Origin of the sequence: Lacunimicrobium album, from assembly GCF_052161635.1 — a bacterium.
In the GTDB taxonomy this organism is placed as follows: Bacteria; Planctomycetota; Planctomycetia; order Planctomycetales; family Planctomycetaceae; genus SXPC01.
Map to the genome: position 1 here is coordinate 651,781 of NZ_CP197413.1, position 14,917 is coordinate 666,697.

Here is a 14,917-nt window from a genome sequence, read left to right on the forward strand (position 1 = left end):
ACTGGAGTCAAGAATCGTCGAATCACGTCATGGAGAATCGTGAAAACTTGGCCTGACAGGGCCGAACCCATTCACGATGCACGCGTCCATCGAGTATAAACGATCTCAACGTCACCCGCACGTGTTGCGTCTTCTCTGAGGCTTTGATGTCGTCCAGTCATCTCGATCTGAAACTCGACGACGGTGCCCGCACCTATACCATCCTCTCCGGCTTCGCCGATGCCTTTATCCGCGCCTGGGAAAAGGACCAGTACCCGCCCGACTTACGAGACTTCCTCCCCGAACCTGCCGCTCTTCGTCACCTCACCCTCACTGAACTGATCAAAATCGATCTCGAATTCCGCTGGATCCGCTTCGAACTTCCGAAACTTCTGGAAGATTATCTGGAAGAATTCAACGATGTCTTCTCGGGGAACATTCCTGCAGAACTGATCTTCGAGGAGTTTCTCGTCCGCACGAAAAGTGGTGACAAACTCAGTCGCAGCGATTACCTGACTCGGTATCCGCAGCAAAGGTCTCAACTCGAAAAACTCTTCGCCATGCAACCCGGCGTGCAGTCGACGAGTCTGGTTGCACAGACCGAACGCCTCGAACTCTCCCGCATCCGCGTCGGCGACAAGCTGGATGATTTTGAACTCTCCGCCCTCCTCGGAGAAGGTGCGTTTGGCAAAGTCTTCCTGGCGCGGCAGGTTTCGATGCAGCGCATGGTTGCTCTCAAGATCACGGGAGCCCGAGGTGTCGAACCACAGACCCTCGCCCAGATGGATCACGAATACATCGTCCGTGTCTTCGATCAGCGGTTCACGCCTGATCGCGCCATGCTGATGATGTATATGCAATATCTCCCCGGCGGGACATTCGCAGACATTGTTCAGGCGGTCGCAAAACTCGACCATCAGCCTGACAATGGTCTTCCTGAAAGTGGCCTGCTCGTTCTCGACGTGATCCGGAAGAACCTCGATTCCCGTAACGAAGCGTTCCACATACATCCCACGATCAAAGCACAGTTCGAAGCCATGAGTTGGCCACAAACGGTCGCGTTCCTCGGCGAAGCCATCGCCAAAGCCCTCGATTACGCCCACTCTCTGGGCATCCTCCACCGCGACCTCAAACCGGCCAACATCCTGCTCGCGTCCGACGGCATGCCCAAGCTCGCCGACTTTAACATCAGCTTCAGTTCGCAACTCGAAGGCTCCACTCCAGCGGCTTACTTCGGCGGCTCGCTGGCCTACATGTCCCCCGAACAGCTGGATGCCTGCCATCCCTTCCGACCCACAACACCCGCTGATCTTGATGGCCGTTGTGATCTCTATGCCCTCGGCGTCGTCCTCTTTGAACTCCTCACCGGCAAGCGACCGTTCGACGAAACGAACGTCAGTTCCAACTGGACACAAACCCTCGAACAGATGTCGCAGAGACGTCGTGATGTCTCCCCGGCAAGTCTGATTGCGCAGATGCCTCCACAAACGCCAATCAGTCTCAAAAGAACCATCGTCCGTGCCCTCCGCCCGGAACGCGATCAACGGTTCTCTTCCGGAATCGAATTCGCCAAAGCACTCTCTCTTCCCTCAGATCCCCAACGCGAACGCCTTCTTTATGCAGACAAGTCCCGGCGCTTCGCCTGGATTCGCAGCCGCCCGCAGGCGACGCTCGTTCTGGCGATCTTTCTCCCGAATGTGATCGCTGCCATTTTCAATTTTCTCTATAACCGTCAGGAAATCATCGCCCAGCTCGAACCTTCTGCCCTCCGCACCTTCGACTTCATCCAGGCGATTATCAACGGCATCGCGTTTCCCGTCGGCGTCGGATTCTTTTTCTATCTCACGGGTCCGGTTGTTCGCTTTTTCAAGGCGCAGGCCAAACGCGACGAACAGCACGACTGGCTCCTCGATCCGCGCGAAGTCTATTCCGACGGCGAACTCCGCTTCGTCCACCAGCGCGCTCTCCTCTTCGGCTTTTATGCTGCCAGTATCAGCCTGTCCGAATGGATCATTGCGGGCATCGCCTACCCGGTCAGTATCGACATCGCTGGCGAATCCTTATCGATGACTGCTTACATTCACTTCTTCAGTTCGCTCCTGATCTGCGGCCTCATTGCTGCCAGCTACCCGTTCCTGTGGCTCAGCTTCCTGAGTATCCGTTACATCCTCCCCGTCACCGGACTTCCTGCGGTCGATCAATCCGATTCCACACGCGCACTCTACCGGCAGATCGAATCCTGGCTGAGTATCGCCCTTGCCACTGCCGCTGCTGTCCCTATGCTCGCCCTCGCTGCACTCATCCTTCTGGGAAGCGTTTCAAGACTCGGTATGGCCAGTCTCACCCTCGCCGGTATCGTCGGCTTCGGTATGTGCTTCAATCTTTATCGCGAAATCCAACTGGACCTCAACACGCTCCTCAAGAAGCCCTCACGCGATCGCTGATCATCATGCTTAACAACCTCTTCGCAAATCTTCCGCCGTCACCTCTTCCCGAAGAAGTTATCGAGACCCTCGTCTCGACCAAATCGGTACGCATCGAACGCATCGTTTCGGAAGGTCACTGCTCGCTGCCTGACTTCTGGTACGACCAATCCGAACACGAATGGGTCGCGGTCCTCAAAGGCTCTGCCGTGATTCGCTTCAAAGACCATTCGCTGTCCCTTACCCCCGGCGACTGGACTTTGATCCCGGCTCATACGTTGCATCGCGTTGAAGCAACCTCAGCGACCGAACAAACTGTCTGGCTCGCCATCTTCTACAAAGGCGAATGATTTTTTTTCTTTCGTTACCGATTCGTTGCGTTACTCTGAGGATGTCTCGCCATGGTCTCTCAACAAAACATGAAGCAGCTTCACGATGCGAATCTCAGTTCAGGTCCTGCTTTTATTAACCATTTTGTTTCCGATTTCGATTTCGTTCGCCGACGAGCATCGTCTGGCTCAGTTCAAATGGCTGACCGGTGTCTGGCATTCCGCGATCGAACAAAAGCCGCATTTCGAAGAACATTGGACCGCCGGTGATGACGTCATGCTCGGCATGAGTCGCACGCTCAAGAACTCCAAGACGATTTTCTTCGAATCGATGCGCATCGAAGACCGTGGCGAATCGGGCATTTATTTCGTCGCCCGTCCGAAAGGTGCCGCGCAGGAAACAGACTTCAAGCTGATTTCACAAACAGCATCCTCGATCATCTTCGAGAACCCGGAGCATGACTTCCCTCGACGTATCACCTACTCCATCAAAGGAGAAAGTGAAGACCGGACACTTCATGCCCAGGTCGACGACGGAACAGACAAAAAGAAGCTGACCTACACCTTCAAGCCCGGTCCACTCCCCTGATCCTATGTCTTCAACAACGGCGCAAACATCGCCGCGGTCACTCCCGTTGTGATCAAAGGCAACCAGGCTGCGAGGTCTGGTCTGAGAATTTCATAGGACGCAAGAAACTGCCCGACAAACATGAGCAGGCCGATCGCTCCGACGAGCAACAGCGCGGTGAAAATATCGTTGATCATCGAATTCGATTCCCGTCGCAGGATCAATGGCATCACGATAAACACCAGTCCCAGGTTCATTAAAGGCGTCGTCAAGCGCGAATGCAAATCGTAAACCTGGACAGCCAGATTCGCCGTTCCCGGAGATGGATTTCGAACGCGGTCAGCGAGTTCTCGTGTGGACAGATACCGACTTGTCTCGCGACCTGGCCGTAACTGGTCTGCGGTCATATCCGTGGCGATAAAGACGCCCTGTTCGATTCGTCCGATCAGACTTCGCCCCAGTTCGGTTAAAGGCAACTGGGAAATTCCCGGCGTCGTCTCGCCCAGCAGCCATCCAGCAGGCCGGCTTCCATCACGAGGCATCCACTTCGCGACCTCTGCGAACAGCGTGACGGGCTCTGTCGACAGCGAGGGAAAAGGTAATGTCACAGCCACATGCTCGATGCGTCGGCGGGCAGGGTTAATTGTCTCGCCATCGAAGTAAATCCGGTGACGGTCGTACGTTGGCGAGACTTTCTGCAGTGTCTGCGAACTCTGTCCATGAACGACCTGTAACGAGTCCGCGAGCTTCGGCAGCAGAAACTCTTGATTGATCATCAGACAACCGTTGAGAACGAGAACTCCCCAGAGCAGAGGAGCCGCTAACCGACGCGTTGGCACTCCCGAAGACAGGATGGGATACAGTTCTCCGCGCCTGAGTTGCACAAGGACAACCAGCATCGCGATCAGCCCCAGCGTCGTTCCGGTCAGTTGAAAGACCATGACTGACTGGCGTGCATAATGAGCGAGAAATGTTCCCCAGAACTGCAGGATCGACGTGTTTTTCAGCGTGTCTTGAAAGTTATCGAAGTTGGTAAAGCCATCAATAACAACGAACATCCCAAACAGCGCAATAAAAATCTGCAGCGCTGTCTGCACATACCGAGTAAACAGATAATGATCGATCGTCTTCAGCAATCCCACGCATCCTTGCGGGTGTATCCAAGACTTCCGTTTCCAGTCCCTTCACTCTTGAAGGGAGCGGCAGTTCGACCATTGTCCCTTAGGGGAGCGGACTTTTGTCCCTTCTCCCTTGAGGGGAGAAGGTGCCCGAAGGGCGGATGAGGGTGAGCGATAGGCGACAGACGTCATCCATTCGCTCATCAAAGCGAAGGCAAGAACCTCACGACAACTTACTTCTTCACCACTACCTCAGGACGATAAATCCACTGCGAGTCTCCATCGAAACGGAACTCGCGGAAGTTGACATCGAACTGGTCACCTGGACGCCAGAATTTCTGCATGATCGTCTTGCGTTCAACGATCTCGCCGGCAGGTCCCTGCGCTTTGCGATAACCATTTGAAAAGCCGCTCATGTAGACAGTGAATCGGTCTGTCTCAGGATTCACACCACGAAACGTCGCGACACCGTAAAGCATCTGAGGATTGGCATCGCCACTGGATGCTGGTGGAATCGGCCCGACGATCTCAACTGAATTCTTCAGTTCGCGTCGTTCCCGCTGGTTGATGACGACTTGAGCTTCAGGAATAACGATGTCCTGGTGAGTCGTCTGCTCGCCATCGGTGGTCACCAATGTAAACGAGGGAACGAAATACGAGGGACCCGGTTCCGGATCCAGTTGATTGACGGCTTTTGAATTGTCGCCAGCAGGCTGGCGGTAAGAGCGGTTCACGACACGGTAGGCCAGATACCAGATCTGCTCTGGCTTCTTCTCGCCCGTCTTTGGATCGGTGACGTCGACCCAGATAACGCGGAGAGGTTTGGATTGAACTTCCAGGACATACAGATTCGGCTGAGTCGTTCGCTCAAAGCCTTCGATCTGTGGCTTGATGATGTAATCAAAGCCCTCTTCAGCCCACGCCGGAGCCGTCACAAACGCCGCCGTCGTAACAGCTGCACACAGGAGGTGACGAATCAGTTTCAAGGGAGTCTCCGTATGTACGCATCCCGCGTTGCAGAATCGAATAGTCGAAGCAAGCCCGGCAAACCTGGCCGGTTCAAGCATGCAAAGTCTTTTGCATTCTATCGGTTAGGTTGAATTCTGGTCAACGTGCGATTCCATCCCGTCGCCGCAGCTTCGAAGACGAGGTGACGGTTATACAGAATACTCACAAATCACAGCCCCGCCATGACGGTGACTGCCCGTCATCATAATGCGAAACACCGCCATAACCCGCGTGATTCGCACTTCCGTCCCTTCTCCCCCGGGGAGAAGGTGGCCGAGTCGAACCTCAGGTTCGTATATGAATACAGCCGAGGTCGGATGAGGGAACGCTGCGAATCTCAGTCACTCCCACAGTCTTAAATCGAGCCTCACGCCGCGTGTTTCGCCAATCTGGCATGGAACAGATTCTGATAAACCGGGCACGTTCTGAGCACGTCCGCGTGTGGCCCGTATGCGACCAGTTTGCCCCGGTCCATGATCAGAACCTTCGTGACGAAATCGAGAATTGACGGGCTCATCAAGTGCGTCACGATGAAAACAGTTCGTCCCGCCGCGAATCGTCGCAGGCCCTGGAGAATCAATGTTTCGCTCTGAGCATCAATGGCAGAGGTCGCTTCATCGAGAATCAGAATCGCCGGATCTCGCAACATCGCCCTCGCGAGCGCGATCCGCTGACGCTGGCCGCCAGACAAGGCTGAACCCTTTTCGCCGACGACGGTATCAAATCCGTCCGGCAAGTTATCAATAAACTGCATCACCCCGGCTCGCAGCGCAACGTCTTCAATCTGCGTCTTCGTTGCGCCAGGGAATCCGTAGCGTATGTTTTCATAAATCGTGTCATCAAACAGCAGTGTTTCCTGGGTGACGACCCCAATTTGAGACCGCAGATCCGTCAGACGAGCCTGCTGAATATCGACCCCATCAAACAGCACTGACCCGCGCGAGGGATCGTAATATCGAGGCAGAAGGTTGATCAGAGTCGATTTCCCCGACCCGTTTTCCCCCACAACGACGACGACTTCACCATGATCAATCGTCAGCGAGACATCCGAGAGGACTTCGTTACGACGCTCATTCTCTTTCGTGTAGTACGAGAAGGAAATGTTCTGGAACTCGATTGTCTTGGACAGCTTGGCCAGCGTGAGAGGCTGCTCGTTCTGCTTAACCAGTGTTTCTGTTTCCATAAACGCTAACACCCGGTCAGCGGCTGCTGTACTGCGTTTCAGTTTGGAATAGACACTCGACAGCTTACGAATAGGATCGATCGCACCGGCCAGGAATGCAAAGAACAAGCCCAGGGTCGCGACATCGGGAGCGGTCTCGGCGAGCTTGATTCCGCCGATGGAGGTCGTTCCGCGCAGTAGCAGGTAGGAACAGGGCATGAGTGCGACGAAAAATGCACACATTCCCATGGCTTCCGTCACGGGGCCTGTCATGGCATCGATCCGGACAATACGCATGGCTTTGCGGTAAAACTCTTTGTTTTCCAAATGGAAACGTCGTCGGTGTGCCCGCCCGTTTCCAAACGCGATGACGACTTTCAGTGCACTGAAGCTTTCTTCCAGCGTCTTATAAATACGCGTCATTGACTCCATCATCCGCTGGCTGGCTCGCTTGAGCAGTTTGCCAAAGCGGTAGAAGATCAGTCCCGTAATCGGCACAAATACGAGGATCAAAGTCGTCAACTGCCAGTTCACAAGGAACGCGCAGACGATACAGGTGACCGCCTTAAACGGCTCGCGAATCACCTTGCCGCCCAGTAAAGATAAGCCGGTTGCCAGGATGTTGATGTCGTACGTAAACCGCGACATCAAACCCGATGTTCCCTCTTTTGACAGAGTCTGATAATCCAGCTTGAGCGCTTTGCGGAAGCAGCCTTTGCGAATATCCATCGCGACCAGTTCCACCATGCTCCCGATCAGAACATCCTGCGCATATTCGCAGGCACCTTTGAGCACCGTCGCGAGAAGCAAGATACACAAAATCAACGAGAAGCAATTGAACGGATCCTCTGGAGCCCAGGGAATCACGGTGGCATTGAGCCACTGATACATCGTCAGCTGGTTACTGGCAGTCGACAGTAGAGACTGATTCTTCGACTGGTCTTCCAACAGGCTAATCTGCTCTTTTCGAAACGTAGATTCATCGAGTTTCTTGGGATCGAGGGCATCCAGCTTCTGCTGTGCCTGCTCGACCCGGTACTTCATCTTCGCGACTTGTAACTCGGCGGAGGTAATCTCTTCCTGCACATATCCGGGCAGGCTTTTGCCATCGAGAAACACCTTGGCGATCGGGAAGACGACAGAAAGATTCGCGCCCCAGAACAACGCGATCAAAATGGCAAACAAGCCCGACGTAATCAAAAGCTTGCGATGCGGCCAGATAAACGGCCACAGCTTCAACAATGTTTGCATCATGCTCATAGTATTAATCCGATTCAAATCGGCGGGCCCAATCGTCCATGATTGGGCTGGTCGTGTCTCCTGCGGGCTTTCAATCGACACATTTCTCAACGATGAGTCGAAAAAAGCACGTCAAACGTTCCTCAAACGAAACGATTGGCGCAGTCTTTCCGCAACGCGAAGCAGGATCACCCCGGAATTAGAACTAATCCCTCAAAACGCGTCTACCCGGATTTTTGCGAGTCAAAACAGGGGGGACTGTCAAGATAGAATAAACGCTCCCTGATCTGTATCGAAAAAGATAAAAATTGCGCCGGACATCCAATTTCTTTTGGTCAGATCGACAGCTACGATAAAGCGAATTCGCCGTTAGGGCTTCCATGATTGTCGTCCTGGCATATTACAAATTTCCATATTGTCTCAAGTGCTGAGTACTCGACGGAACCCATCATGAAGCTCGGATGCCAGCGACCGAACATTGACGAAGTCGGCTTCGAACTCTACGACCGCGCAATCCATCCAGAGTTCTTCGACATCCTGAATCGCCGAGAGTTCGCCGTCCACGCCTACCAGATGCGGGTCATTGCTGCCCTCACCCGCGATGGTCACGTCATCGAATATCGCCACCCCAAATTCCGCGTTGTCGAAGTCCTCGGTTCTTTTGCTGATGAACGCCCCGTGGCAGGTCTGAATCGCAAAGTAAAAATTCGTCACCACCACCAGTTCGACAACTCCATCGCTGATCAGGCCCTGTGTCGTTTCGGCCTTCAGAGAGAAGTCCTCGAACTCTCTGTCTTTGAACGTATGCAGGAAGAGATCGCTGCCGACGCCCGCAAGTCGAAACTCAAAGCTCTCTTCCCCGCTAACACTCCCCTTGATTCGACGGCTGTTAGTTATGTGACGGTCAATACGCTCCCAGGTGCCATCGCCGTTCAGACGTTCCACACCTTCCCTGAAGACCTTGGCATTCTCAAGACGCAAACGCTGATTGAATTCGATCCCTCCAACTTCTGGACCTAATCGCGGGCTGACCTGCTGCCCGACGAGAGCAATCAACTCTCTCCTGCTTGCGTCCTCTGGCTTCTTAACTCAATTGCAAATGAGAACGTGAAAAAAGTCCTGCTTTTCGACATTGATGGTACGCTGCTCAGTTCTGGTGGCGCTGGTCAGATTGCGATGGAACGCGCCCTCGTCAAAGCCTTTTCGGTGGAACTAGCAGAGTACAAGATCGAAACCGCAGGACGGACGGACCGCGGCATTGTCTCAGATCTGTTCACGCATCATGAGATCGCGTTCGACGAACGCATCTGGGCTCACTTTCAGTCGATCTATTTTGAGGAACTCCCTGTTGTTCTGGGGAGCGGTCGAGCCCGAGTACTCCCCGGAGTGCACGAGTTGCTTGAAGGCCTTGCTCAACACGATCGTGCTTTGATGGGGGTGATGACTGGTAATTTCGAGCGGGGGGCTGATATTAAGCTCTCGCACTTTGGACTGGAAAAGTATTTCTCCTTCGGCTTCTATGGGGACGACCACCACCATCGCGACGATATGGCCCGCATGGCCTGGCAGTTGACGCGTGAGCGTGTCTGGGAAGAAGCGACTCCTGGCGATGTCTGGGTGATCGGGGATACGCCAGCGGATATCCAGTGTGCCCGCGCGATCGGCGCGAAAGTCATCGCGGTCGCGACCGGCATGTACTCTCACGACCTGCTCTCAGGTTGCAATCCTGATCTGCTTTTGAAGACGCTCGAAAATTCGCAGCTGATCATCGAGACGATCTTCGCGTGACCTCCCGTGTGCCACGGCTGTGTCAGCCGTGCGAGTGCACAACGGCCATCCAATTATCTGTGCCTCGCAGATGAGATACTCGCTACCAGCAGCTTCATCGTCATGAACTGCATAATCGTCAAGCTGACAACATCGCGAAGAATACTATCGCGCTCATGTTTCGTTGCATGAATTTCCCTCACTGGACACCTCGCGCTGAATTGCTCGCGTTTTACAGACTAGTGTTCCATTCTCTGGATGTTCGATCAGGGCCACGAACATCCGATTACGAACTTCCCTGCATCAAACGAGTTGGTGATTGCATGACCCCAGTTGGCGTCCTTCTAGAACAGTTTCGCGCCGTCTCTCAATTGCCTGAAGCAGAGCGCATTAGTCTCACTCGCCCAGGTGGACAATTCCATCCGTCATGTCCGAAAGACCGCAATGGTCTGATGATCCCGGCGGGCGTGGTCGAATCCATCGTGCTCAAATTCCTGTTCCAGCGCGGAGCTGCCTGGGGGAAGGAAATTGGCCTGCAGCTGAAGATTCCGATCGCGATGGTGCATGACATCATGCGCGACTACAAAGCCCAGCAGATCGTCGGCTATCGTTCATCCAGCTCACTCCATGACTTTCAATATGAACTGACCAACATCGGCAAAGAACGCGCCGTCCGCTATGACCAGGCCTGTTCGTATTACGGCTCGCTGCCGGTCTGCTTTGATGAATACCTTGCAAGTGTCGACTCACAATCTCTCGACCTGCAGAAGCCTCGCAAGTCACACCTGACATCGTGCCTGTCAGAGCTTTCTGTCAATCCAACGATCATGGATCAGCTCGGCATGGCGATTCAATCGTCCCGGGCCTTGTTTCTGTTTGGTGCGCCAGGGAACGGCAAGACAAGCATTGCACAACGGCTGTGTCGCGCGTTCGGCGAAACCATCTGGATTCCTCGCACGATTCTGATTCATGAGCAGATCGTCCGCATCTATGACCCGGCTGTCCACGAAGAAGTTCCCAGTGCAGACGAGCAGAGCATTGACCAGCGCTGGATCCGCATTAAGCGGCCGACAATTGTCGTCGGTGGCGAACTGACAATGGATCAGCTTGAAATGACTCTGATCGGCGATTCCAAAGTCGTTGAAGCACCGCTGCACATCAAGAGCAACTGCGGTGTCTTCGTTGTCGACGACTTCGGACGTCAGCGCATCAGCACGACCGAGCTCCTCAACCGCTGGATTCACCCGCTCGAAACACGACACGACTTTTTGAACCTCCCCAACGGCAGCAAGATCTGTTTCCCGTTTGACCAGCTCGTGATCTTCTCAACGAACCTCGATCCCAAGAGCCTCGTCGATGAAGCTTTCCTGAGACGGATTCCGTACAAGATCGAAGCCATCGATCCAACAGCAGACGAGTTCCGTGAGCTGTTCATCAAACTGGCTGCCAGCATGCAGATTGGTCTGCCGGCTGAAATTCTCGACGCGCTGATCAACGAGTATTACATCAAAGCTCAACGTCCATTCCGTTTCTGCCACCCGCGCGACTTGCTGAGCCAGATGAAGAGCTACTGCGAATTCCACGAGCGTCCCCTCGAAGCAACTCCGGATGCGATCCGCATGGCAGTTCGTAACTACTTCGCGTAGTCGGATCTCGTGTGCCACGGCTGTGTCAGCCGTGGATTTACACGCTCGTTGCACGATCACACGGCTGGCACAGCCGTGGCGAACACTTCATTCTTTTCTCGCGCTACCCGCCTGCCTTCCGGTCTGTTAAACTCAATGGCTGACATCAACGACCTACGCCGTTTGAAAGCAGGACCGAGAAAATGCAGCTCTCTACCCGTCGTCTGGGCGACTCCGCTCTTGAACTAACCCGTATCGGGTTGGGCACCTGGGGAATCAGCGGCGGGCGTTGGAAATTCGGCTGGGGTGAACAGAATCCCGAAGACGCCGTCAACACGATCCTGCGTGCCGTCGAGCTTGGAATCAACTGGATCGATACGGCGCCGGTCTACGGCGATGGCGTCTCTGAAGAACACGTCGGCGCTGCTCTCAAGAAGATCCCGAAAGAAAACTGGCCGATCATTGCGACCAAATGTGGTCGGATCGTCAACGCCGATGGCAGCATCACTCCGCGACTGACACGCCAAAGTATTCTTGAGGAATGCGATAAAAGTCTGGCTCGTCTCGGCGTCGATGTGATCGACCTGTATCAGATCCACTGGCCTGACCCCGTCTCTGATATCGAAGACGGCTGGGAAACGCTGATCGAACTCAAGAAGCAGGGCAAAGTCCGAGAGATCGGCGTCTCCAACTTCAATGTCGAGCATCTCGAACGCATCATGTCGATGAGTAAGCCCGCATCCCTGCAGCCACCATACAACCTGATGGCTCGCGGTATTGAAAAGGAAATCCTGCCTTTCTGCGGCCAACACAAAATCGGCATCGTTGCCTACAGCCCGCTCGCTAAAGGCATGCTCACTGGCAAGATGACGAAGGACCACGTCTCGAAACTTCCATCAGACGATCACCGTTCACGGGATGTTCGTTTTCAGGAACCGCAACTCAGCATTCACTGGGAAATGATCAACCAGTTGACGACAATCGCCAAAGACTACGGCCAGTCTCTTTCCGAGCTGGCGATCGCCTGGACCCTTCGCAAAGACGAAGTGACTTCTGCCATCGTCGGCGCCCGTCATCCCGGCCAGATCGAAGCCAACGTCGGCGGTGCCAACTGGGAACTCAATGAGGGAGTCATTGAGGAGATCGATGCGATTCAGAGAAACTGGGAATCCCGCATCCAGGCAGTTTCAAAAGCGTGAGTTCCAAGAAGAGTTGAATTCGATCATTCACGATTCGCTGCGGTGACGTGCGATTTGAACAGGCTTAAATCATAAGCCAAACAACGATTTTCCTGCGCTGAAAACGCGATTGCTTTTCGCGTAATTTTCATGATTCGTTCGGGAAATACCTACTCAACCGGTCATTGGCGCGCTCTTACTTCGTCGCGTTTCCGGCTGCCGGAAAAAATCTTGGCATCAACTCAATAAACCGTGTCAATTTTCAGATGCGGCCGGTATAGCTGGCTGTAACTTGTCACGCCGCCTGGCGTCTTCACCCTTGATGTTTGAAACCTTCAGGACTTGAAGTGTACGAAAGTCAGTTTTTGACCAGTGAGGATGAGCGAGACGATGAGCGTCAGCTTTTCGTTCGTGAGCTGAGCCAATCGCATCAGCGCATCTACCGCTGCATTCGTACCTGGCTTCCGGATCGAAACGACGCTGACGATGCCATGCAGGAAACATGCCTGTTCCTGTGGCAACGCTTCGACCAGTTCACTCCCGGGACCGACTTCACACGCTGGGCCTGTACGATTGCCTTCAAAGTCGCGAGACGTGTCCACGAAAAACGTCGTCGCAAACAGAAGTTCCAGGGGATCGCATTTTCTGACGAACTGATGACCGACTTGCGTCGTGTCCAGGAAGGAAACTTCGAGTACCTCGAACTCCGTCGCGAACAGCTTCACCGGTGTGTCACCTCACTGGAAGCCAAAGAACTCAACCTCCTCTACGCCTTTTACGGCGAGGACCGCAGTATTGATGAAATCGCTGTCGACACACGCCAGACCGGGCGCACCGTGTATCGACATCTTGAAAGGATTCGAATGGCCCTGTATCGCTGCGTCAATCGGCGATTGAAACTGGAGGACCGTCATGACTGAGCAGACGATGACTCCAGACCATAAGTTTCTCAAGCTCGTTGATGCCTATTGCAACAATGTCCTTGACGCACAATCTGCCCGGCAGTTAACCGAGATCCTTGAGTCTGACGCTGCCAGCCGGCGTCAGTTCATCGAATATGTCGATCTCCATAATGAGCTCTACGATCACATTCGTCTGGAAGACTACGATCTCAATGTCGTCCTGAATCGCCTGGATGACGACGAAGCCGGCATGAAACGGCTTCACCGTCGTCATATGATGCTGGCGTCGCTGGCATCCTGCGTGCTCTGCTCAATGCTGCTGGTATCGGTCGGTTACTGGTACATCCAGTACGCCTATTACTTTGGTGAACTTCTCGCGATCGCCAATGGCCAGTTGACGTTCCGTGATGAGCCGTTGACGGTGAATGATCGTCTTGGCTTTGGGCGACTCACCTTGAACGACGGAGCCGCGACTATCGAGATCGCGGGGCGCACGCGCTTTCTCATGAGCGCAGGCAGTGAAGTCGAAATCCTTTCTCGCTCCTCCATGCGTCTAACCAAAGGCAATATCTCCGTACAAACCGGGGGGCGTCAAATTGATATCCTCGTCGGCGAACGGAAGCTGACGAATCTTGGCACCGAATTCTCGGTCAGCCTGCCAGAGGGCAGAAACTCTGAAGTCCAGGTGATTCAGGGGGCACTCTCGGTCGGAAATCAGGAGAAATCCGACAGCAGCATGGCATCATCGCACATCTCCTCCGGGCAAGGGGCTGCGATGGGAACCCGCAAAGGTGAGACCATTGATTCACTTCCGTTCAATCCGTGCACATTCCTCTCGCCCACAGAACTAGTCGAGACGATCGATAAGTTTGAATCATCTCGCATTGCCCACAGTCTACGCGAGATGAAACTCAACAGGGCAGAAGGGCTCGTCCTTCGGCACTCTTTTGAAGACGTGACCCTGTCATCAAAACTGGCTCTCAACCAGGCAGAAGGCAAGCTGTCGTTCGGCGAAGGAAAAATCATCGACGCGACTCCGACTCCTGGTCGACATCCCCATGCCAATGCCATGCACTTCCGTGGGGGAAGCTTTGAAGATCGCATTGAGCTGACTCCGGAAGATTCTGCTCATCTGGACGCAACCAGACCGATGACCGTACTGATGTGGGTCCGCGCAGAACGATTTGAACACAGGTTCTCGCGACTGATCTCCCGCGGTCGAGGAAGCGAGCTTTCGTGGGCCATCTGGTTCCGACGCCAGGATCGGGTCCTGGGGCTCGGCTATGGTCCAACACAACCTGACAACATTGTGGCTGATGTTCCGATCGTCGATGGAAAGTGGCATCAGATTGCTTTTACTTTTGATCCGACGGTCGACGGGAAAACAAATATCTCCTTCTACTTCGACGGAGAACTGGTCAATCAGACAGCCGCCAAAACAATTTCGACGACTGCACCTCTCGTGATTGGAAGTTGTCAGGAGGGAGAGTCGTGGAACGGATTTACCGGCGATATCGACGAAGTTTCCATCTTTAATCGAGTCCTTCCGGCTGAAGAACTCCAGCAACTCATGCAGTAATCCATAAAACCTCGCCATGTTTGGCACAAGTCTTATTTCT

Annotated in this window: 12 protein-coding genes; 9 read left to right on the forward strand and 3 right to left on the reverse strand. The window is 54.0% G+C overall.

The genetic code is table 11. From position 1 onward, the window contains the following. Window positions 1–146: 146 nt before the first annotated feature. From SH248x_RS02600 to SH248x_RS02610, 3 genes are all read left to right on the forward strand, one after another. Complete coding sequence (locus tag SH248x_RS02600) at window positions 147–2,423, forward strand: serine/threonine-protein kinase (protein WP_459556963.1); 2,277 nt, start codon at window positions 147–149, stop codon at window positions 2,421–2,423. 5 nt (window positions 2,424–2,428) lie between these two features. Beyond that, window positions 2,429–2,752 carry a cupin domain-containing protein gene (locus SH248x_RS02605; RefSeq protein ID WP_459556964.1) on the forward strand — a complete coding sequence of 108 codons (324 nt, stop codon included), beginning with the start codon at window positions 2,429–2,431 and terminating at the stop codon, window positions 2,750–2,752. A gap of 85 nt (window positions 2,753–2,837) precedes the next feature. Continuing rightward, the gene (locus SH248x_RS02610; protein WP_459556965.1) at window positions 2,838–3,320 is read left to right on the forward strand and encodes a DUF6265 family protein; all 483 of its coding nucleotides are present in this window, start codon (window positions 2,838–2,840) and stop codon (window positions 3,318–3,320) included. 2 nt (window positions 3,321–3,322) lie between these two features. On the opposite strand, the gene SH248x_RS02615 is transcribed toward SH248x_RS02610, so the two are convergent. The 3 genes from SH248x_RS02615 to SH248x_RS02625 all read right to left on the reverse strand — a co-directional run bounded on the left by SH248x_RS02615 (window position 3,323) and on the right by SH248x_RS02625 (window position 7,847). Then, window positions 3,323–4,435: an LptF/LptG family permease gene (locus tag SH248x_RS02615; RefSeq protein WP_459556966.1), complete on the reverse strand. Its 1,113-nt coding sequence runs from the start codon at window positions 4,433–4,435 to the stop codon at window positions 3,323–3,325. 215 nt (window positions 4,436–4,650) lie between these two features. After that, window positions 4,651–5,403 (reverse strand): hypothetical protein, encoded by a 753-nt coding sequence (locus SH248x_RS02620; protein ID WP_459556967.1) that lies wholly within the window; start codon window positions 5,401–5,403, stop codon window positions 4,651–4,653. 389 nt (window positions 5,404–5,792) lie between these two features. Continuing rightward, window positions 5,793–7,847 carry an ABC transporter ATP-binding protein gene (locus SH248x_RS02625; RefSeq protein WP_459556968.1) on the reverse strand — a complete coding sequence of 685 codons (2,055 nt, stop codon included), beginning with the start codon at window positions 7,845–7,847 and terminating at the stop codon, window positions 5,793–5,795. Between the two features lie 429 nt (window positions 7,848–8,276). On the opposite strand from SH248x_RS02625, the gene SH248x_RS02630 reads away from it, so the two are divergent. From SH248x_RS02630 to SH248x_RS02655, 6 genes are all read left to right on the forward strand, one after another. Further along, a complete protein-coding gene (locus SH248x_RS02630) occupies window positions 8,277–8,846 on the forward strand; it encodes a DUF2617 family protein (RefSeq protein ID WP_459556969.1) in 570 nt (189 codons plus the stop codon). Between the two features lie 87 nt (window positions 8,847–8,933). Further along, window positions 8,934–9,614 carry an HAD family hydrolase gene (locus SH248x_RS02635; protein ID WP_459556970.1) on the forward strand — a complete coding sequence of 227 codons (681 nt, stop codon included), beginning with the start codon at window positions 8,934–8,936 and terminating at the stop codon, window positions 9,612–9,614. A 302-nt stretch (window positions 9,615–9,916) separates the two neighbouring features. Further along, a complete protein-coding gene (locus tag SH248x_RS02640; protein ID WP_459556971.1) occupies window positions 9,917–11,239 on the forward strand; it encodes an AAA family ATPase in 1,323 nt (440 codons plus the stop codon). 182 nt (window positions 11,240–11,421) lie between these two features. After that, complete coding sequence (locus SH248x_RS02645; protein WP_459556972.1) at window positions 11,422–12,417, forward strand: aldo/keto reductase; 996 nt, start codon at window positions 11,422–11,424, stop codon at window positions 12,415–12,417. Between the two features lie 326 nt (window positions 12,418–12,743). Next, window positions 12,744–13,316: a sigma-70 family RNA polymerase sigma factor gene (locus SH248x_RS02650; RefSeq protein WP_459556973.1), complete on the forward strand. Its 573-nt coding sequence runs from the start codon at window positions 12,744–12,746 to the stop codon at window positions 13,314–13,316. Further along, on the forward strand, window positions 13,309–14,877 hold the full coding sequence (locus SH248x_RS02655) for a LamG-like jellyroll fold domain-containing protein (RefSeq protein ID WP_459556974.1): 1,569 nt from the start codon (window positions 13,309–13,311) through the stop codon (window positions 14,875–14,877). The genes SH248x_RS02650 and SH248x_RS02655 overlap by 8 nt, the downstream gene beginning before the upstream one ends. The last annotated feature ends 40 nt before the right edge of the window (window positions 14,878–14,917 follow it).

Excerpts from the sequence above, each read along its gene's own strand:
- SH248x_RS02600 (WP_459556963.1), top strand. The coding sequence starts at position 147 with ATGTCGTCCAGTCATCTCGATCTGAAACTCGACGACGGTGCCCGCACC.
- SH248x_RS02605 (WP_459556964.1), top strand. The coding sequence starts at position 2,429 with ATGCTTAACAACCTCTTCGCAAATCTTCCGCCGTCACCTCTTCCCGAA.
- SH248x_RS02610 (WP_459556965.1), top strand. The coding sequence starts at position 2,838 with ATGCGAATCTCAGTTCAGGTCCTGCTTTTATTAACCATTTTGTTTCCG.
- SH248x_RS02625 (WP_459556968.1), bottom strand. The coding sequence starts at position 7,847 with ATGAGCATGATGCAAACATTGTTGAAGCTGTGGCCGTTTATCTGGCCG.
- SH248x_RS02630 (WP_459556969.1), top strand. The coding sequence starts at position 8,277 with ATGAAGCTCGGATGCCAGCGACCGAACATTGACGAAGTCGGCTTCGAA.
- SH248x_RS02640 (WP_459556971.1), top strand. The coding sequence starts at position 9,917 with ATGACCCCAGTTGGCGTCCTTCTAGAACAGTTTCGCGCCGTCTCTCAA.
- SH248x_RS02645 (WP_459556972.1), top strand. The coding sequence starts at position 11,422 with ATGCAGCTCTCTACCCGTCGTCTGGGCGACTCCGCTCTTGAACTAACC.
- SH248x_RS02655 (WP_459556974.1), top strand. The coding sequence starts at position 13,309 with ATGACTGAGCAGACGATGACTCCAGACCATAAGTTTCTCAAGCTCGTT.